This window comes from Flavobacterium flavigenum, from assembly GCF_027111255.2.
GTDB lineage: Bacteria > Bacteroidota > Bacteroidia > Flavobacteriales > Flavobacteriaceae > Flavobacterium > Flavobacterium flavigenum.
Genome location: NZ_CP114285.2, coordinates 75,136 through 96,250 on the forward strand (window position 1 = coordinate 75,136; position 21,115 = coordinate 96,250).

The 21,115-nt window shown below is 34.1% G+C and carries 7 protein-coding genes; 2 read left to right on the forward strand and 5 right to left on the reverse strand.

Features of this window, described 5'->3' with window-relative positions; translation table 11 throughout:
* Positions 1 to 72 precede the first annotated feature (72 nt).
* The 5 genes from OZP09_RS00345 to bglX all read right to left on the reverse strand — a co-directional run bounded on the left by OZP09_RS00345 (position 73) and on the right by bglX (position 12,971).
* Entirely contained in the window at positions 73 to 1,176 is a 1,104-nt protein-coding gene (locus tag OZP09_RS00345) for a CIA30 family protein (RefSeq protein WP_281310066.1), read from the reverse strand.
* An 8-nt stretch (positions 1,177 to 1,184) separates the two neighbouring features.
* Positions 1,185 to 2,708: a RagB/SusD family nutrient uptake outer membrane protein gene (locus OZP09_RS00350; protein WP_223678097.1), complete on the reverse strand. Its 1,524-nt coding sequence runs from the start codon at positions 2,706 to 2,708 to the stop codon at positions 1,185 to 1,187.
* A 61-nt stretch (positions 2,709 to 2,769) separates the two neighbouring features.
* A complete protein-coding gene (locus OZP09_RS00355) occupies positions 2,770 to 5,874 on the reverse strand; it encodes a SusC/RagA family TonB-linked outer membrane protein (RefSeq protein WP_281310067.1) in 3,105 nt (1,034 codons plus the stop codon).
* Between the two features lie 435 nt (positions 5,875 to 6,309).
* Positions 6,310 to 10,467 (reverse strand): hybrid sensor histidine kinase/response regulator transcription factor, encoded by a 4,158-nt coding sequence (locus OZP09_RS00360; RefSeq protein WP_281310068.1) that lies wholly within the window; start codon positions 10,465 to 10,467, stop codon positions 6,310 to 6,312.
* A gap of 221 nt (positions 10,468 to 10,688) precedes the next feature.
* Positions 10,689 to 12,971, reverse strand: a complete 2,283-nt coding sequence (gene bglX, locus OZP09_RS00365; protein ID WP_269237769.1) for a beta-glucosidase BglX — start codon at positions 12,969 to 12,971, stop codon at positions 10,689 to 10,691.
* A 781-nt stretch (positions 12,972 to 13,752) separates the two neighbouring features.
* Between bglX and lacZ the strand changes: the two genes are divergently transcribed.
* Positions 13,753 to 16,866 (forward strand): beta-galactosidase, LacZ type, encoded by a 3,114-nt coding sequence (gene lacZ, locus OZP09_RS00370; RefSeq protein ID WP_281310069.1) that lies wholly within the window; start codon positions 13,753 to 13,755, stop codon positions 16,864 to 16,866.
* Positions 16,867 to 16,959: 93 nt separating this feature from the next.
* Positions 16,960 to 21,054 carry a hybrid sensor histidine kinase/response regulator transcription factor gene (locus OZP09_RS00375; protein ID WP_269235912.1) on the forward strand — a complete coding sequence of 1,365 codons (4,095 nt, stop codon included), beginning with the start codon at positions 16,960 to 16,962 and terminating at the stop codon, positions 21,052 to 21,054.
* Positions 21,055 to 21,115 lie beyond the last annotated feature (61 nt).

Consider the following 21,115-nt stretch of genomic DNA (forward strand, 5'->3'; position numbering starts at 1 on the left):
ATTTTTTGTTTTGTAATTTATGAAGAGGCTGTTTTTAATCACAGCCTCCTGAATTTTAAAATAGGCAGTCAATTATTGGTAGCGAATTTTAATATTATCGTATTTTATTATACTTGGATTAGGGGTGTCATCCTGAATAACGCCAATTTTGATTTCATTTATTTTAGAAACATCTAAAGTAGCTGCTGTATTTGAGCCAAAACCATAATTGTCTTTAAAATCAGCTATCGAAATTGTTTTAGTCGTCCAGTTTACATCCGTAACTTTAAAATTATAAGCGAAGTTGGCATTATCAATAGTGTTTAACTGAATGGCAAATTGAGCACCTGTAACATTGGCGCTTATATCAATATCGATATATGCTTTTTTAGCATCTGTATTTGTTGCGCTTAAGAAACTTGTTCCTCCTCCGGCACTGCTTCCGTTGTAGCCATTTGAAGTCGAACCAGACCAGGTAAAGGTTGCATAATTGCCTGATGGACCACCGGCAGTATTGGCATTAAAAGAAGCAACATCGCCATAAGAGAACCAATCTTTTCTTGCGCCATTACCGTCAAAATCTGATACAAGAACGACAGTAACAAAATCTATTATTTTTTTTGCTGTACCTCCTGGAGTGGTAATTGCCAGCTCAGATCCTGAAGCGGCATTGGCAGGTAAGCCTATAATAATCGATGAGGATGATTTTGCAGTATAACTAATTGCTACTCCTCCTAAGGTTACAGAGGAAACATTATAAAACCAGGTCCCTTCAATTTCTAATGGAAATCCTGGTGTGGCAACCGCCGGAATTGTTTTTGTAATGGTTGGAACAGGCTGTAAAATCTCAATGTTTTTCGTAACTGAGCCATTTGCAGTAATAAATGTAATAGGCTGTACTCCAAACCTGCTTCCTAGTTTTTCATCAAAGGGAATACTGAAAATAAACGCTTTATCTGAATTGTAATTAGGATTAAAACTGATATTAATTTTATCATCCAGGGTAATTTTTTTTAATCCTGTTAGACCTTCGCCTTCAACTCTGACTTTATTTGTTGGAAAGGCCTGATTTAACAAATCTCCGGGTTCTGCAATCATTGCATCTATATTTGTGGCAGGTGCATCATCATTTTGGCAGGCGGTAAAAGAAGCCAAAGCGAAAAAAATTAAAATTCTATATTTTATTTTCTTGATCATAGTGAATGTTAGTTAAAGTTAAAAGGAACCGGTGGCTCTAATAGGGATGGGTTGGTATCAATAGCAGACTGAGGTAATGGGAGTTCAAAATAGTTGCTTCCAGGCGTTATTTTTCTGGAAACCAAATCGGTTCTGGCATTGTCAGAGTAAAAACCAACTTCCTGCTGTGAAATAATTGCTGTTGCTTCGGCTAGTCCACGGCGTTTCAAATCGAAGAAATATTGTCCTTCAAGAGCAAATTCAACTCTTCTTTCATTAAACAATTCATCTCTTGTAAGTATGGTTTTAGCCGGTAATCCCGCTCTTTTTCTTACTTCATTAAAAGAACTTAGTGCAGATTCAGAAGTAGTGGAAGTTCCTCCGGCTAAAATCGCTTCAGAATTCATTAACAATATATCAGAATATCTTAAAATGATTGTATTTTGAGAAGTTCTCATAAAAAACACATCATTTCGTTCGGCAGCAGAACCTACAATGTACTTTCTGAAATTAGCGCCAGTAGCAGAAAGGATTTTTTTATATGTAAAACCTCCCTTATCTTTTAATAATTCAGGATAAAAGTCACCATCTGTCATAATAGTACTTTTCTTTCTGATATCCTTTGGTTCAAATCCATTTTGAAGTGAAATAGAAGGAAGGTAAACTCCCCAGCCATCACCGCCGCCCGTTATTCCTGTTTCTGCCGGAACAATATACGCCTGATTTGTATTTTGTGTTCCCCATTCTGTAGCAATAGCTTTCCATTGTAGGGCAAACATACTTTCTGCACTGTTATTGTTCTCCGGACTGCTAAACAAGTTGCCGTATTCCTGAATTAAAGTATACTGGTTACCGATAATTTTTTGGGTTAAAGCAGCGCATTCAGCATATTCATTTAGCGTTAGGTGTACTTTTGCCAATATACCCATAGCAGCATATTTGGTAACATAACCTTTTTTGGCTCCTCTTTCAGGTAAATTTTCGACAGCATATTCTAAATCCATTTTTATGAATTTATATACATCCGAAACAATATTTCTTTTTGGCTGTGGAGCAGATCCTGCTTTACTGATGATCGGTACAGCCCCAAAAGCTCTTACCAGATAGAAGTAAGCATTGGCCCTCATGAATCTTGATATTGCAATAGCATTTTTGTAAGATGCTTCAGGCAGTTCACTTTTTCTTTCTTCGACAAGGCTCATTAAATTATTAGACTGATCAACTACCGAAAATAGAGAAACATATCCCTCAGTTAAAATTGGATTTTGTGAGGTTACCTGGGCATCTTTAAATTGCGAATACGCACCATCAAATGTAAATGCATTTCCGGCATACATATCGCCAACAGCAATCAGAAATTTATCATTAAAAGTAAACCACGGCTTAAAGTACAAACTCTCAGCAATTCCGTCAAATGCTGTAACACCTTCAGGTAAGTCGGCAGGTGTTAGCTGATTTTCAGATGGTGCATCCAGAAATTCATCTGAACAGGAGAATAAAGACAGTAATGGTATCAGCATTCCCATCATAAAAAGTTTAAAAAGTTTTTTCATAACTATTTTTTTTATTTTAACTATTGTATATCATTAAGTTAAATGTGTTTTTTTATAAGTTCTAGAATTCAATGTTCACTCCTGCAGATGTAACTCTTGGTACAGGGTAACGACCTAAATCAATACCACTTAGTGTTATATTTTGGTCTAAGTTTCCAAGAGCTGGATCAAAACCGGAATATTTTGTAAAAGTGTATAAGTTTTGAACATTTACATACAATCTTACTTTAGTCAAAATAGTATTTTCGAACATTCTGTCTGGTAAATCATAACTCAAAGACACATTCTGAATTCTTAAATAAGAACCATCTTCAACAAATCTGTTAGAAATTCTGCCATTACCATTTGGATCATTCAGCGTAATTCTTGGTACATCTGTATTTTCGTTTGTACCTGGTTCAAAGGCGTCTAAAGCCTGAGTGCTTACATTTCCAAATCGGTCTCCAAATCCCGGATAGATTCCGTCAATATAATGACGTGTAAAGTTGTAGATCTGATTACCCTGACTTCCTGTTAATACAACTGATAAACTAAGGTTTTTGTATTTAAAGTTGTTTGTAAATGAATAGGTAAAATCAGGAATTGCATCTCCAATAGCGGTTTGGTCTTTACTGTCAATTTTTCCGTCATTATTAAGATCTTTAAAACGAATATCTCCAATTCCGGTTCCAGTTTCCTGAGTTGGTCCCGCAGCTAATTCGGCAGCATTTTTAAATAATCCATCTGTTACGTATCCGTAAAATTGCCCTACAGGTTGTCCTTCTGTAGTTCTGGTAACGTTATATAAATCGAATTGTACTTTTCCTAGTAAAGATTTGCCCTGTCCTTGAAAACTGGTTAGTTTGTTAGTGTATTTTGAGAAAATAACAGTACTGTCCCATGAAAAATCATCTGTAACGATGTTTCTGGTATTCAATGTAAGGTCAATTCCTTTAGTTACAATTTCACCTGTATTCAGATAATAATTAAGTGCACTTTGATTCGATTCATCATTGATTTGTTTTGTAAGGAAATCAGATGAGTTTTTAACATAATAATCAAAATCTAATTTTACTCTGTTATTAAGCGTCGCCAATTCAAAACCAGCGTTAAGAGATTTAAGTGACTCCCATTTGATATTAGGATTACCTAAATTATCAATAGTAGGCGATACGCCTCCAAAAGGAGATGCAAGTAGCGACAGGATAGTCTGGTACCTGTTTGCCGGTATATTTTGATTTCCTACGGCACCGTAACCCGCTCTAAATTTCAAATAATCGATGCTATTTGATAAAGGTTCAAAGAATTTTTCGTTACTAACTGTCCATCCTCCCGAAAACGAAGGGAAATACCCCCATTTGTTATTAGGACCGAAGTTGGATGAAGCATCCGCTCTTAATGAAGCAGAGAAGGAGTATCTGTCAGAAAAACTATAATTTAATCTTGAAATATAAGATGTCATAGACCATCTTCCTGAACCATTTCCGTTAAGTGCAGTATCGATATCACCTATATTTAAGTTTGTAAAATCTTTATTTAAAAATGCCCCCGTTCTATAACCACTTAAATATTCATATTTGCTCTCCTGTGCTTCCTGGCCTAGTAGGAAAGTAAAGTTATGTTTGTCGTTTATCGTTTTGTTATATGTCAGATAGTTTTTGATATTCCAATAATAACTCTGATCCTGCTGTTTAAATGACTTGTTTAAAAGTTCAGATACATTTCCTAAAGTATATTTAGGTACAAAAGTGCCACTTTTAGCAAAGTTAAGATCGTATCCTAATTCGGTTCTGAAAACCAATCCTTTGATAAGGGTGAAATCAGCGAATAAATTACCATTAATTTTGAATCTTTCTGTAGTCGAATTGTTGTATTCTGCCAAAGCAATCGGATTGGTTGCTTCGTTTGCAGAAGATCCTAAACCGCTTGTTGGTCCTGCAAATGCTCCACTGGCATCCCTAACCGGTAATTCCGGTGATTGTCTTAATGTATTCATTACCAGACCACCTCTGTCATCGTTTCTTACTACTTTCTGCGACGACTTACTTACAGATAAGTTGTTACCTATTTTTAGCCAGGATTTAACATTAGAATCTACGTTTAGTCGCATCGATAATCTGTTAAAATCTGAGTTTAAAACAATTCCTTCCTGGTCAAAATAATTTAGGGAGGTGTAATAACGTGTTCCTTCTTTTTCGCCAGAAAATGAAAGCTGATGGCTGTACATCGCAGCCGATCTGAAAAGTTCGTTCTGCCAGTTTGTTCCATTTCCTAATAAATCAGGTTTTTGGTATTGAAAAGGGACCGGTTCACCGCTTAAAGTGAAAATTTTTGACTGGTATCTCGCATATTCAGGTAAGTTTAAAACATCTACTTTATTTGTTACTTCCTGATTCGCTAAATAGGTTTCGTAGGTAAATTTAGATTTTCCTTTTTTTCCTTTTTTGGTTGTAATCAAAACAACACCGTTTGCACCATTTGCACCATAGATTGCAGTTGCTGAAGCATCTTTTAAAATATCAATACTTTCAATATCTGAAATATTCAGGCCAGATAAAGCAGAACTTTTTGTTTGTCCGTTTCCGCCACCCAATGCACTGAAAGAAAATGTATCGTTGTTTTTATCTGCAAAAACAGGCGTTCCGTCAATAACATATAATGGTTCGTTACCATTGATAGAAGTGATTCCTCTAATTTGAACAGAGATTCCTCCTCCTGGAGTTCCTGAATTCTGTGTAACATTTACACCTGCCGCTTTACCTACAAGAGCCTGATCGATAGAAGTAAAGGGCTTGTCCTGAATTTCAGAAGCTTTAATAGAAGAAACAGCACCGTTTATATCTTTTCTTTTTGAAGTTCCATATCCGATAACGACTACTTCATTTAGTTTTTCCAGTTCATCTACCATGACTACCTTCATCTCTGATTTTGTATCTGCGGGTATAGTTACATTTTTATAACCTATATAACTAAAAACAAGCATCGCTTTTGGCTCTACATTGTTTAAAGTAAAACTGCCGTCAAAATCGGTTACGGTTCCGTTTTTTGTACCTTGTACTACTACACTAACTCCGGGCAGACTAACTCCCCCTGATGTTACTTTACCTTTAACAGTTTGGGCAAAGAAAAAATTTCCCCACAGACATACTATTAAATACAATAGTTTTTTTAATGTTCTCTTCTGCATACAATTTGGTTGTTTTGAGTTTGGATTAAATAATTAGTTTATTTTTATTAGTGAATATTTACGTTTTTGATCTTTTTACATTAACATCACTTAAAGTGTGAAAAATGAAAATCATTTCTTAAATATTTCTTAACGAAAGTAAAATCTAAGGCAGTGAAAGTGTAAAACGGATGAAGCAAATCGTGCATCAAATGATGCAAAATAAAGGGATGATATACTGTAATTGTTTAAAAATGACCGAATCATCAAAAAAAAATATTCCTGAAGTATTGCTAAAAAAAATATGCTAAAAAAAATCCATTAATAAAAAAACGGGAGTATTTTATTAAAAGCATAAATATGAAAGAAGTAAAGTCAAAATATCTTAGTAAGTATCATTATAAAAAAAGCTCCGATTGAATATCGAAGCTTTTTAACAGAGATGAAGATTATTTTTTATTCATTTGTACCTTTTTCCTGAGTAGGCAGGTAGCCATATTTAATTTTATAACATTTGGCAAAATAGGAGGGAGACGGAAATCCTACTTTATAACTAATTTCATTAATATTGACTTCTTTATTTCCCTGTTCGAGTAACTGTTTTGCTTTTTCTAACCTGACATTTCTAATAAACTCATTTACTGAAACACCTGTTAGTGTTTTAATTTTTCGGTACAATTGACTTCGGCTCAGGAACACCTTTGAAGAGAGTAATTCGACACTCAATTCAGATTCGCTAATGTTTTCATTAATATAATGAAGGATTTTCTGAATGAAATCGTTATCCAATGATGTGGTTTTTTCTTTCCCTTGTTTTGTAATTCCGGTATAAAATTTCTTAAACATTATTTGGCGGCTGGTAATAAGCTGAGCGAGACTGGATTTTAAAATATCCAATTCAAATGGCTTGCTCAGATACATATCAGCACCAGAGTCGATACCCTCCAGTCTGTCATTGACCATTGCTTTGGCAGAAAGCATCAATAAAGGAATGTGACTGGTTTTTAAGTCTCCTTTGATATTTTTACACATTTCCAAACCGTCCATTACTGGCATAATGACATCTGTAATTATGATATCCGGTAATTTCTGAACGGCAAGTTCGTAGCCTTTTTTACCGTTTTCGGCTGTAATAACTTTGTATAATTTGCTCAGTTCCTGTTTGAGATAATTTCTTAATTCGAGATTATCTTCTACAATTAAAACAGTGTATGCTTTTGCAGTATCTACTGCATTTTTTTTGGTAAACTGATCATCAATTTCGTCTTCTTCGGTTTGATTTTTATATTCAAATAAAAATTTATTTTTAATTTTTTCTATTTCAAAAACTTCGTCAATTATTTCATTTTCTTTATAAAAAGATTTTCCTAAAGGAAATGTAACCGTAAATTTTGTGCCTTCTCCCAGTTTGCTTTCAACGTCAATTTTTCCTTTATGCAGTTCAACAAATTCTTTTACAACTTCCAGTCCGATGCCTGTGCTGCCGTAATAATCCTTATTTAGATTATTAACCTGATAAAATCTGTCAAAAATTCTTTTCAAATCTTCGCTTCGAATTCCGGAACCTGTATCTGTGATTGTTATCGAAAAAGAGGGAACTTTATTTCCATCTATCAACAGCATGGTACCATGATTTGATTCTGTGATGAAAATCTTTATCGAGCCATTATCCGGTGTGAATTTAAAGGCATTTGAAATAATATTAAACAGTATTTTTTCCAGCATTTTAGGATCCAGCCAGTCTTCGAGTTCATCAGCTGAGGATTCAAAATCAATTTTAATATTTCGAACAGCGGCTTCTTCATCAAAATAGCTGATAATGCCTTCGGTAAAGGCGACTACTTCGACTTTCTTCACCTGAAGGAAAACTTTGTTGAACTCTAATTTGTTAAAATCCATAAGTTCATTGATTAGCCGTGAAAGCCTGTCTGAACTTTTGTGTACGATTTTTAATTTATTATGTATTTCACGGGACAAACTCCTGCTTCTCAAAATATCCTCCAAAGGATTAATGATCAGTGTAAGCGGTGTCCTGAACTCATGTGAAATATTGGTAAAAAACTGAAGTTTCTTATTGTTTAATTTCTCTAACTGAATCGTTTTTTCTCTTTCTAAAATTATAGCTTGTTTTGCTTTAAAACGATTTTGATAAATTTTATTGAAATATATGATTAAGGAAACTAAAATTGATACGTATATAAAATAAGCCCAAATTGTTTTCCACCAGGGTGGTAAAATTTTTATTTTCAGTTCTAAGTGATCATTGCTCCAAGAGCCATCAGCATTTGCTGCTTTTACTTTAAAAATATAATTGCCCGGCTCGAGGTTAGTATAAGTGGCGGTTCTGTTGTTTCCAACATAATTCCAGTCTTTTTCAAAACCTTCCAGATAATAAGCGTATTGGTTTTTTTTAGAATAATTATAGTTAATTCCCACATATTCAATTGTAAAAACGGACTGAGTGTAGTCAAGAATAATTTCTTTTGTTTGGGAAATTACTTTGTTTAATGGCGAATGATTTTCATTTGGTTTTACAGACTGATTGAATAATTTAAAATCACTGAAATACAAACTAGGTGCTTTTTCTGTTTTTTTAATTTCATTTGGATTAAAGTAATTTACTCCTTCATAACTGCCAAAATACAAATCCCCGTTTCCGTCTTTAAAAACAGCATTATTATTAAAATCATTATCAACAAGACCATCATCTTTGTTGAAATTGGTACTTTTTTTATTTTTTAAATCTAATTTTGTTAATCCGGAACCGCCGCTTAGCCATAAATAACCGTTATTGTCAGAAATTATTGCTCGTACAGATTTCTCTTTGAAGCCTGGAAAATCATCATAGTTTGAAAAGGTCTTAGTTTTTTTATTATAGCTAAATAATCCCTGTGCATCTGTACCTATCCATATTGTTTTGTCGTTAGATTCATAAATAGATAAAATGGTCTGAATGCTATAGTCGTTATTCATGCCTTTAAACATAGCATCCCGCATCTTAATTACTTTAAAATGAGAATCATCTTTGATGTTTACCTGATATAGTCCTAAGATTGTTCCTACCCACAGCACATCATCCGAGTCAACAAAGACTTTACGTATAAAAGCCTTATCTAAATCATTTTCTATAAATGGTTTAAAGTTGCAATGAATAAATGTATTGGTCTTATTATCAAAATAATGGAGTCCTTTTATAAAAGAACCAATCCAGATCCTGCCTTTTGAATCTTCTGAAAAACTAAAAATACGGTTTGATTTTAAACCAGTTGTATTGGCTGTATTGTAGTTTATAAATCTGGTAGTTCCGTTTTTTAAAAAATAAATACCGCGATCCCAGCTTCCAATCCAGATGTTTTGTTTGCTGTCTATAAAAATGGTCTGAATATCAGCAGCATCTAAACCTGAATAATAATTTTGATTGGTTTTGTTAACGTGAATATAGCTTTTTTCAGCAAGATTATATATGTCGAGCCCTCCACCTTCATTGCTTATGAGTAAATTGCCTTTTTTATCTTTTACCACAGAAGTAACATAGCTCGTCTGCAGGGAATTATCATTGTTTGGCAATGATTCAAGCGAATTGAATTTATTGTTAGGCTTATCAAATACACCAAGCCCTTTATTAAAATAGCCTAACCAGAGCCGTTTTTCCTTATCTTCATACAACGACCAGACAGAATTAGATTTTAAACTGAAATTGTTGTATTTGCTGTGCAGGTATTTTTTGAGTACCTGTCCTTTATAATTTACAACCAGCAATCCGTCATTTTCTGTGCCACAAATGATGTAATCATGACTGCTTTTTACGATTGATAAGATTTTATTTTTGGTAATTGGGTAGTTTTCAAATTGATAGTTGTCGGTTTCAGGTTTGATTTTGATCAGGCCATTTTCGGTTGTTCCAAGCCATAAGAATCCAAATTTATCAATTACAATATTTTCGATATCGTCCAGTAACGGGGTTCTTTTGAATTTATCTTTAAAAACCTGTTTTACTTTTCCGCTCAGATCAATTTCCAAAAGACCATAACTTGTTCCCAAATAGATAATGCCATGCTTGTCTTTTACTGATGACTTAATTAAAAAGTTGGGTTTTTCCAGTACTTTTGAATGGACTAAAGATGTTTTTAATGTTTTTATGTTAAGTTTAAACAGCCCAAAACCATAAGCACCTAAATATAGATTACCGTTGTTGTCTTCAATAATTGTTTTTATTGTTATAGGTTCATTGTATCCTTTTACGATTACATCTCCAATATTAATTTTGGTAAAATTATCTAAATCCCTGTTGTACAAGCATAAACCTTCATCAGTGCCAATCCATAAATTGTTGTTCGAATCGATAAAAGTCGTGTAAATAAAATTACTGCTTACTGAACCCGGTTTTTTATTCTGTTCGTATCCGAAATAATTTACACCATCGTATCGATACAAGCCGGCACCATTAGTACCTATCCAGATAAATCCCTTTTTGTCCTGTATGATAGAAGAAATAGCTCTTTTTGAAGTAGTTTCGGGGATGCTTCTAAATTGGTAACTATCAAACTTTCCCTGAGAGAACAGATGGTTTACAAACACAAAGTAACATAACAGTATATATTTAATACTTTTCATTCAGAATGTTATTGGTTATCCATTTTATAGGAGATAAAATTATCAAATTGATTTTTTTAAAATTAATAGTGTAAACAATATTAATAAAACTATGAATAACACTTTATTTATTTCTATACAATTTTTATACATTGCTAAAAACCTGAGCACGATTAATGACTTTTAATCGTACCCAGGCAATAAGATTGTAATATAAATCAGGTTTTTAATTCTGAAATGTTTTATTTAACCTCAAATTTACTGGTTAAACCTTCATTAGAATTCCAGCCCACCATAACATTAAATAATCCTGGCTCCACCAAAAATTTTCCATCATTGTCATAAAAACCAAGTTCTGAATCCGTTAGTGTAAATTGAATCATTTTTGTTTCTCCCTTTTTTAAGGTAACAAGCTCAAATCCTTTTAATTCCTTAACCGGTCTTACAATACTGGCAACAGGATCATTTAAGTACAACTGGACAACTTCTTTCCCATCAAAATCACCAGTATTGGTAACCTCTACAGAGATTTCAATCTTTTCTCCTTTTTGAAAAGAAGTTTTAGCCATCTTTAGGTTTTTATAAGCGAAAGAAGTATAGCTTAGTCCATAACCAAATGGATATAAAGTTGTCTTTTCAACATCAGAATAATGTGACCAAAATACATTTTGATCCTTATCTGTTGGTCTTCCTGTATTGTATAAATTATAGTAGATAGGGCATTGTCCTACATTTCTTGGAAATGACATTGGAAGTTTACCACTCGGATTATAATCACCGTATAAAACCTGAGCTATTGCGTTTCCGGATTGTGTCCCTAACTGCCAGGCTTCAACAATAGCCGGAACATTTTCAGCAGCCCAAGGCAATGCCAGCGGACGACCATTATTTAAGACCAAAACCACATTAGGATTTACTTTGTAAATTTCTTCTAATAATTGCTGTTGGTTTCCAGGTAAACCTATTTCGGTTCTACTGCGCCCTTCACCGCTTTGAAAACCAATTTCGCCCAGAACCATCACGACAACATCAGCATTTTTCGCTGCTTTTTTTGCTGCTTCAAATCCGGAAAAATCAGTGGTGTTGATTTTTACTTCGTCTAAAAATGTCTGTTTGTTCAGAGCGACATCAGTTCCTTTTTCGAAAACCAAAGAATTGTTTTTGTATTGCTGCATTCCTTCAAGGACAGATATGGCCGTATTGTCATCCGCTGCAATTCTCCAGCTTCCTAATGGACTGTTTTTATCGTTTGCCAAAGCACCTATCAAAGCAATTTTTTGTCCGGATTTCTTTAGCGGAAGCAGATTTTTATCATTTTTCAATAAAACAATTGACTTTTTTGCCATATCCAGTACGTCATCATTATTGGCTTTACTGCCAATGTCTGATTTCTCTCTGGCTTCATCACAATATCTGTATGGATTATCAAATAAACCTAATTCAAATTTTACTCTTAGGATTCTGCGTACTGCATCATTAATGACACTTTCTTTGACAGCACCTTTTTTTACTAACTGAACTAATTCTTTGACATAAATACTGGATTCCATATCCATATCAGAACCTGCAATAGCGGCTTTTTGCGCGGCATCGGCACCATTTGCGGCATAACCGTGAGTAATCATTTCGGCTATGGATGCCCAGTCAGAAACTACAAAACCTTTAAAACCCCAGGCTCCTTTTAAAATATCCCTTTGTAAAAAGATGTTTCCGGTTGCGGGAATGCCATTCAGCGTATTAAACGAATTCATAAAAGTTCCGATTCCAGCATCGACTGTAGCTTTAAAAGGAGGTAATACTGTATTGTATAGTTTAGAATTACTCATATCTACACTATTGTAATCGCGTCCGGCTTCTACAAAACCATAACCTGCAAAATGTTTTGCACAAGCCACTATTGAAGTATTTGATCCTAATTTTTCTCCCTGAAAACCATGAACTCTTGCTCTTGCAATTTTGCTTCCCAAATAAGGATCTTCACCGGCACCTTCCATTACACGTCCCCATCTGGCATCGTTAGAAATATCTACATTAGGTGCAAAAGTCCAGTTTAATCCTGATGCCGAGGCTTCAAGAGCAGCAACACGAGCCGAATTTTTAATCGCTTCTAAATCCCAACTAGCGGCTTCTGCCAACGGAATAGGGCTGAGGGTTTTGTAACCATGAATAACATCAAAACCAAAAATAAGCGGAATGCCAAGGCGGGTTTCTTCAACGGCTATTTTCTGTACGGCTCGGACTTCCTTAACTCCACGAACGGTAAGCATAGAACCCACAAGGCCTTTCTTTAAATTATTGTATTTTTCTTCATTAGACCCTGATTCCGGTTTTGGTCCGGTAACATCCCATGAACCATTGTATTGATTCATTTGTCCCACCTTTTCTTCTAAAGTCATTTCTTTCATCAAAAGTGAAATGTGGTCTTCAATAGGTTTGTTAACATCCAGGTGTTTTTTGGTTTGGGAATATCCGTTTCCAAAAAAGATAAGCAGTAAAAAGGAATATCTTTTAATTTGTTTTTTCATCATCGTTTTTTAGTTTATAGAAAGTTTGTAAAATCATGTACAATCAAGGAGTATTATCTTTTGATAAGAATTATTTTGAATAGGTTAACCTCTGTCAAATGAATTCTATTTAAGCCCGTAAATGTACTTTTACAGTAGTAATGATGGTGAAAAATTTGAAGCATTATGTAAGACAAATGTTGTATTTACATGATTTCAATGTGAGTAAATAGAAATAGGAATATGAAAGATGTTCAATAAGAAATTTGTATTTCGGCAAAAAGTTGTTCGTTTTTAAAATTAAATTTGAGATGGGAAGAATTATTTTTGGTTGTAATTTCATAAGAAATAATCGATAAAAAATATAGGTATTTTTAAATCAATAAATTTGTCTTATTAATTTTAGCTTTCATATTTTGTATTTAAAGCGAGGTTTTAAAAAACTATACTTCTGAATCATTTATTAAATTATTTTTGATTTAAAATCTTTATTCGTGTTTTGGGCTTTTTCCTTGTCTAAAAAATTTTCAATCAATTTCGCTTAAATGTTTTTTAGAAAAAATACATTACTTTAGTGTTTCAAATATTTTTTATATTGATATGCCCCTCTTAATTTCATGTTATGCCCCTCATGGTCTTACAGGGTGTTATCTAAATTTGTGAGGTTCCTTTTTATTTCTAATTGACATATATGATAAATCAGGAAAAAAAAATTCTGAAAGCCTGCTGAAGTGATCTGATGAGGATTGATTTGAAATAAAATTCAGAGTATAAATTTTTAATTCCCTTTTAAAATTATTAAATGAAAAAAATTGTATTAGCATTTGCCTTGTTTTTAAGTTTACAAAATTATGCCCAGAATAATGAATGGGAAAATCCTCAGATACTTGATCGGGGGAAAGAAGCGGGCAGAAGCTCCTTTCTTTTACTTAGCAATGAAACCGAATTACAAAATAACAATCCTCAAAAATCCGAATTATACCAGAGTCTTAATGGAAGCTGGAAATTCAATATTGTCAAAAATCCGTCTCAAAGACCAACAGATTTCTTCACCACTACATTGAATGATTCTGGCTGGAATACTATTACTGTGCCTTCTAATTGGGAGCTGCAGGGTTATGATATTCCAATTTATACCAATTTAGTTTATCCTTTTCCTAAAAACCCTCCTTTTATTGACGGCGATTATAATCCCGTTGCTACTTACAGACGTAGCTTTAAAGTATCGGATTCGTGGAAAGACAAAGAAATTATACTTCATTTTGGATCTATTACTGGTTATGCCAAAGTATTCCTGAACGGAAAAGAGGTGGGAATGACCAAAGCGTCTAAAACACCAGCAGAATTTAATGTTACTTCTTTTTTGAATAAAGGAGAAAACTTAATTGCGGTTCAGGTTTTTCGCTGGCATGACGGAAGTTATTTAGAAGATCAGGATTTCTGGAGATTAAGCGGTATCGAGCGCGATGTATATTTGCAGGCTATGCCAAAGACTACTGTTTGGGATTATTTCGTAAAAAGTGATTTAGACAATCAGTACAAAAACGGAATTTTCAATCTGGATGTGACTTTAAAATATTTCGAAAAAAATAGTATTAAAAATCCATCTGTAAAAGTAGAATTGTTTGATAAAGATGGAAAAACAGTTTATTCTGAAAGCAAAAAAGTAAACACAAAAGAAGAAAAAATAAGCTTTGGAGGCACAATTGATAATGTAAAACAATGGAATGCAGAAACACCAAATCTATACAAATACACCATTACATTGTTTGATAATAAAGGAAAAACCCTTGAAATTGTTTCTAAAAGAACAGGTTTTAGAAAAGTAGAAATCAAAAATGCTCAATTGTTAGTCAACGGAAAAGCGGTTTTGGTAAAAGGTGTCAATATTCACGAACATGATGATGTAAATGGACACGTTCCAAACACAGAACTGATGTTGAAAGACCTTAAGTTGATGAAAGAATTCAATATCAATGCAATCCGGATGAGTCATTACCCACATGAAACAAAATTTTATGATTTATGCGATGAGTACGGTTTTTATGTAGTCGACGAAGCCAATATTGAAACACACGGAATGGGAGCTGAATTGCAAGGAGGATTCGATCAGAAAAAACATCCTGCTTATTTGCCAGAATGGGCGCCGGCACATCTCGATCGCATTAAAAGAATGTTTGCATTTGATAAAAATCATCCTTCAATTATCATTTGGTCTTTAGGAAATGAGTGCGGAAACGGTCCTGTTTTTTATGATGCCTACGATTGGTTAAAACAAGTAGATTCAACACGTCCAGTACAGTTTGAACAAGCCGGAGAAAACAAAAATACAGATATTGTATGCCCGATGTATCCGGGAATTAAGAGCATGAAGGATTATGCCGGATCAGATAAAAAACGTCCTTATATTATGTGTGAATATTCGCACGCTATGGGTAGCAGTAATGGTAATTTTCAGGAATACTGGGATATTATTCATGGAAGCAAACACATGCAGGGAGGCTTTATATGGGATTGGGTTGATCAGGGTATCAAAACTAAAAACGCAGAAGGAAAAACCTTCTGGGCTTATGGAGGAGATTTAGGGGGAGAAAAAATGCACAATGACGAAAATTTCTGTGCGAATGGTTTAATAGCAGCCAACAGAACCCCGCATCCTGGTTTATTTGAAGTTAAAAAAGTGTATCAGGACATTCAGTTTCAGCTGAAGGATGAAAACAATCTGTTGGTTAAGAATTACTTTAATTTTACGAACCTAAATAATTATACCTTTAAATGGGAGTTGATAAAAAACGGATTAAAAACAAAAGAAGGGGACTTTGATCTGGCTGTAAATCCGGAAGAAACAAGAGAATTTAAGATAAATTATGGTGATCTTGACGATAATTCTGAATACTTTTTAAATGTGTATGCATTTTCAAAATACGATGCTCCTTTGGTTGCGAAAGGTCATGAATTTGCAAGGTCACAATTTGGATTAGGTAAAGGTTCTTATTTTAAAAATAACAATATTGCAAAAACTGCATCAAAACTAAAGCATACCGTTAAAGGAAATATACTTTCTTTTGAAACGGAGAATATTGCAGGGGAATTTGACTTGAAAAAAGGGGAAATCCTGAAATACAATCTGAAAAATGCAGATAATCCTATTTTTACCAATTTCCCAATGCCTTATTTCTGGCGTGCTCCAACAGATAATGATTTTGGTAACAAAATGCAGCAAAAATTAGTAATCTGGAAAGAAGCATCCAAAAATCCAACTGTTGTAAATGTTCAGATGGATAAAAATACTTCAGAAGGGTTGCTTATAAAAGTTACTTACCAGCTGGCCGGTGTTGATGTTCCTTACATTGTAAATTATCTGATTCAGAACGATGGCTCGATAAAAGTCACTGCAGCTATTGACATGGCTGGGAAAAATCTCCCTGAATTACCTCGTTTCGGAATGCGTTCAAAATTAAACGGCTCTTATGATAATCTGACTTATTACGGAAGAGGACCATGGGAAAATTACTCTGATAGAAATTCGGCTTCGTTTATTGGCGAATATTCAGATAACGTCATCAATCAATACACCAGAAATTATATCCGCCCTCAGGAAGGTGGTTATAAAACGGATGTTCGCTGGCTGACTTTAAAAAATAATAAAGGGCAGGGAATAAAAATCGAAGGATTACAGACTCTTGGTTTTAGTGCTTTGAATATTGCAACAGAAGATTTAGATCCGGGGAAAACCAAGGCACAGCGCCATCCATCTGATCTGGATTTAGATTCTAAAGAAGCAGTTTATCTGCACCTCGACTACAAACAAAGAGGTTTGGGCGGTGATGACAGCTGGGGACGTTTGCCTCATGATCCCTATCGTTTATTGGACAAACAATATACTTATTCTTATATCATTTCATTGATTAAATAATTTGACATTTTGTTTATATAGCAGAAAGCCTATGAGTTATTCATAGGTTTTTGTGATTTAAGAATATTTTTCAGTATCATAACTTTTACTATTTTGAGAAATAAATTACTTTTATTTTTATTGTTTTTTGTCTGCTTTTCTGTACTACCACAGTCGGAAAAAATAGCTATTCCAAAAAACGGACAGGAAAGATATGATATTCGTTATATCGGAATCCAAAATGGTCTTGCCAATAACGCGGTAACTTCTGTTTATAAAGATAAGCGGGGACTAATGTGGTTTGGAACTTATGATGGAATTAGCAGGTATGACGGTTATAATTTTCTGAGCTTCAGAAATGAGCCTAATGATGCCAATTCGTTAGTCAACAATAGAATAGTTACTATTTGCGGTACTCAGAATGAAATTTGGATCGGTACAAAAGGCGGTATAAGTGTTTACGATTATTTACGAAATAAGTTTATAACAAAGCGTTATACGAATGCTAAAACTTCTAAAAATGAAGTGATTGATTTTGTAATCAATCAAATTCGGGATTTTAAATCAAAACTATATATCGCCACTGCGGGTAAGGGCTTACTTTATTATGAAGGGGATGAAGAAAAAATCATTCAGATTCCGCTTTATGTAAAAGGTAAATTATTGTGGGATTATCATGTTCAGGAAATTGATTTTGATAAATCTGGTAAACTTTGGGGCTCTGTTGCAGGTATCGGACTTGTTTCAATGGATACATCAGCAAAAAAACTTTCCGTAGTTTTACCTTTTGCGGTGGGCAGCGGCTGCATTTTGTATGATAAATTTTCAAATATTTGGCTTGGAGCCGAAGAAGGATTGTTGCGATACAATGTCGTAAACAAAACGCATCACCTTTATAAAAATCAGGAAGTCCAGTATCCTGTTTTAGATTTGATGTGCAGGCCAGATGAAAAAGAATTGTGGATTGCTACAAATGGCAACGGAGTTGTAAAATACAATTATACCACAGATAATTTTTCTTTATTAAGCTCAGACCTGAACGAAGAAAAACTCAACAGTAATGCTATTTCCTCTTTGTTTTCAGACAATACAAACCGTGTCTGGATTGGAACTTTGCGAGGCGGAGTGAATACGATTGAAGAACGAAAAAGTCCTTTTACGACCGTTTCAAGAAATGAGAAAATAAAAAATACGCTGCCTAGTGATTTTATCCTTTCATTATCAGAACAGGACAATGAAAATCTCTGGATAGGAACAGACGGGGCCGGTGTAAGTTTATGGAACAGAAAGAATAATACGTTTACTAATTATTCCTATGATGCAAATAATCCAAATTCATTATCTAACAATTTTGTTTCAGCAATTGTAAAAGATACAAAAGGAACCTGGTTTGGAACTTATGGAGGAGGCGTTTGTTTATTTAATCCTCAAACCCGAAATTTTAAAAAATACAAATTATATAATCCTAAACTCAACGGACATCAAAAGAATATCTGGGTGCTTTTTCGAAGTAAAAACAATACTTTATGGGCAGCTTCTCCCGATGAAGAAGGATTGTATCGTTATAATGAAACAACTGATCTTTTTGATTTTGTAGATGCCGGAATCAGGGGAATTATTTCTATGGCAGAAGATAAAAACGGCAATCTTTGGATTGGAAATTTTTCGAAATTATACCAGCTCAATCTCAAAACAATGAAACGTAGAGAACTTGAGGTAAGATATCCGGTCCGTTCAATTGTTTCGCATTCTGATACCAAAATGCTTGTGGGTACAGAAGGAGGAGGTTTGATGCTTTTTAATCCAGAGACATTCAAAAGCAGCTTTTTGACTCAAAAAAATAAACTTCCTAATAATTCGGTTTTGAATATTGTTCAGGATAACGATCGAACTTATTGGTGCAGCACCTATAACGGGGTATTTGTGTACGATGCAGCTAACGGAAAAATAACGAGTTATCATGATGCAGACGGACTTCAGAGCAATCAGTTCAATTATAATGCGGCATTAAAACTTTCTACAGGCGAAATTGTATTTGGCGGAATAAAGGGTTTCAATATTATCAACACCAAAATAACGAATCAGTTTCATGATTTCCCTAAACTGATTATCACTTCGATAAAAGTAAACAATAAGGCTTATGATCAGTCGGGTTTATCTGTTTTCGGAATTGATAAATTAAAGTTGCCTTATGACGAATCGATGCTCAATATTGAATTTGCAGCATTAGAATACAGTCTGCCTGAAAAAATATCCTATGCTTATTTCTTAGAAGGCTGGGATTCGCAATGGCATTATGTTGACAATATCAGAAATGCAAACTATTCCAGAATAACAGAAGGCGATTATGTTCTCAAAATTAAATCTACAAATGCAGAGGGAATCTGGAATACAAAATCCATTTCGTTGCCCATCACCATTTTACCTCCATGGTACAGAAGTGGCTTTGCTTATTTTTTCTATTTTCTCCTTATCGCATTAATTATTTATGTAGTAGATAAATACCAGCGGCAACAGGAAAAACTGAAATACGAGGTAAGGCTTTCTCAGGATTTAGCGAAGCAGGAAAAAGAACTAAATGAAAAGAAATTAACTTTTTTTACGAATATTTCACATGAATTCAGGTCACCTTTAACCATGATTATTAATCCGCTAAAGGAAATCATTTACGGGACAGACCAGCAGATAGATCCGGCAACGATAGAAATGGTGTACAGCAATTCGAGAAGGCTACTGAGTCTGGTGGACCAGCTGCTGCTTTTTCGAAAAACGGAAACCGAAACAGGTAAACTTAAAATTGGCCAGATTGATATTGTAGAACTATGCAAAGAGGTTTTTAGCTGTTTTGTTCAGCATGCCAAAACAAAAAAAATAGATTACAGTTTTAGCATTTCCGAAGAAAAAGTAATGGTTTACGTGGATCGGGAAAAGATTGAAATGGCGATTTTTAATTTGATTTCGAATGCATTAAAATTTACCGAAAAAGAAAATGGAGCCGTTACTGTTAGTTTAAGATGTTCAGAAAATGAAATAGTTATCAGTGTCATCGATAATGGTGAAGGAGTTCCGGATGGGGATAAAGACAAAATTTTTAATCTGTTTTATCAGTCCAGTCAAAATATCAGGAATAACCGAAAAGGCTTCGGGATTGGTCTCTATCTTGTTAAACAGTTCATTACACAGCATCACGGTAAAGTTAGTTGTCGTGATAACATAAACGGAGGATCTGTTTTTGAAGTTAAATTATTATTAGGAAAAGACCACTTTGGGGATGTTGAAATCCGTGAAGATTTAAGCGACAGGACCTTGTTTTTGGAAGATATTTTAGAAGATACTACAGTGCAGGAAAATGTACTGAAAACTGTCGAAGAACCTGAAAATATTGAGGTTTTGATTAAAGATGCAAAAAGCATTCTGGTGGTAGATGATAACGTTCAGATCAGGAATTATTTGAAAAAGATCCTAAAGCCTAAATATCATGTTACGATAGCTGAAAATGCTGAAGCAGCTTTATCCATAATTAAAAAAGTAATGCCCGACCTGATTATTTCTGATGTGGTAATGGGTGAAATGAACGGAGTTACGTTTTGCAAACACATTAAATCCGATGACGAGCTAAAGCATATTCCCGTTATACTGCTCACCGGAGGAACTTCTGAAGATATAAAGCTGAAAGGCGCCGAAGTAGGGGCTGATGATTATATTACAAAGCCATTCGACAATGACTATTTATTAGCCCGAATCAGCGGAATATTAGCGAGACGTGAAAGTGAGCAGCATTATATGCTGAATTCGGTAACAAAAAAATCGGAAAGTTTAAAACTATCTGATGAGGATAAAAAACTAATTGACAGAATTGTAGAAATCATAGATGCGAATTTAGAGGTGGAGAATTTTAATGTAAATGATTTATCAGAACATTTAGGTATGAGTTATTCTTTGGTTTATAAAAAAATCAAAAAGATTACAGGAAAATCAGTTTCGGAATTTACCCGAAATGTCCGATTGCGAAAAGTAGCGACCTTATTAATTACTACCGATTTGCAGATCAGTGAAGCGGCTGCAATTGCAGGTTTTGGCGATATTAAATATTTCAGGAAGCACTTTCAACAATTTTACAATTTAAATCCTTCAGAATTTAAGAAGAAGTATCAAAATGTAAAGGATAACAAATACATTCTGAATGAAAGTTTCTGGAAATCAACCTGATTACAATTTTAAATAAATTCAAATTAGAGTATTGATAAAACTATTCGCTGATTCATAAAAT

Coding starts and splice junctions, on each gene's coding strand:
- bglX (WP_269237769.1), bottom strand. CDS start 12,971: ATGAAAAAACAAATTAAAAGATATTCCTTTTTACTGCTTATCTTTTTT.
- OZP09_RS00350 (WP_223678097.1), bottom strand. CDS start 2,708: ATGAAAAAACTTTTTAAACTTTTTATGATGGGAATGCTGATACCATTA.
- lacZ (WP_281310069.1), top strand. CDS start 13,753: ATGAAAAAAATTGTATTAGCATTTGCCTTGTTTTTAAGTTTACAAAAT.
- OZP09_RS00360 (WP_281310068.1), bottom strand. CDS start 10,467: ATGAAAAGTATTAAATATATACTGTTATGTTACTTTGTGTTTGTAAAC.
- OZP09_RS00355 (WP_281310067.1), bottom strand. CDS start 5,874: ATGCAGAAGAGAACATTAAAAAAACTATTGTATTTAATAGTATGTCTG.
- OZP09_RS00345 (WP_281310066.1), bottom strand. CDS start 1,176: ATGATCAAGAAAATAAAATATAGAATTTTAATTTTTTTCGCTTTGGCT.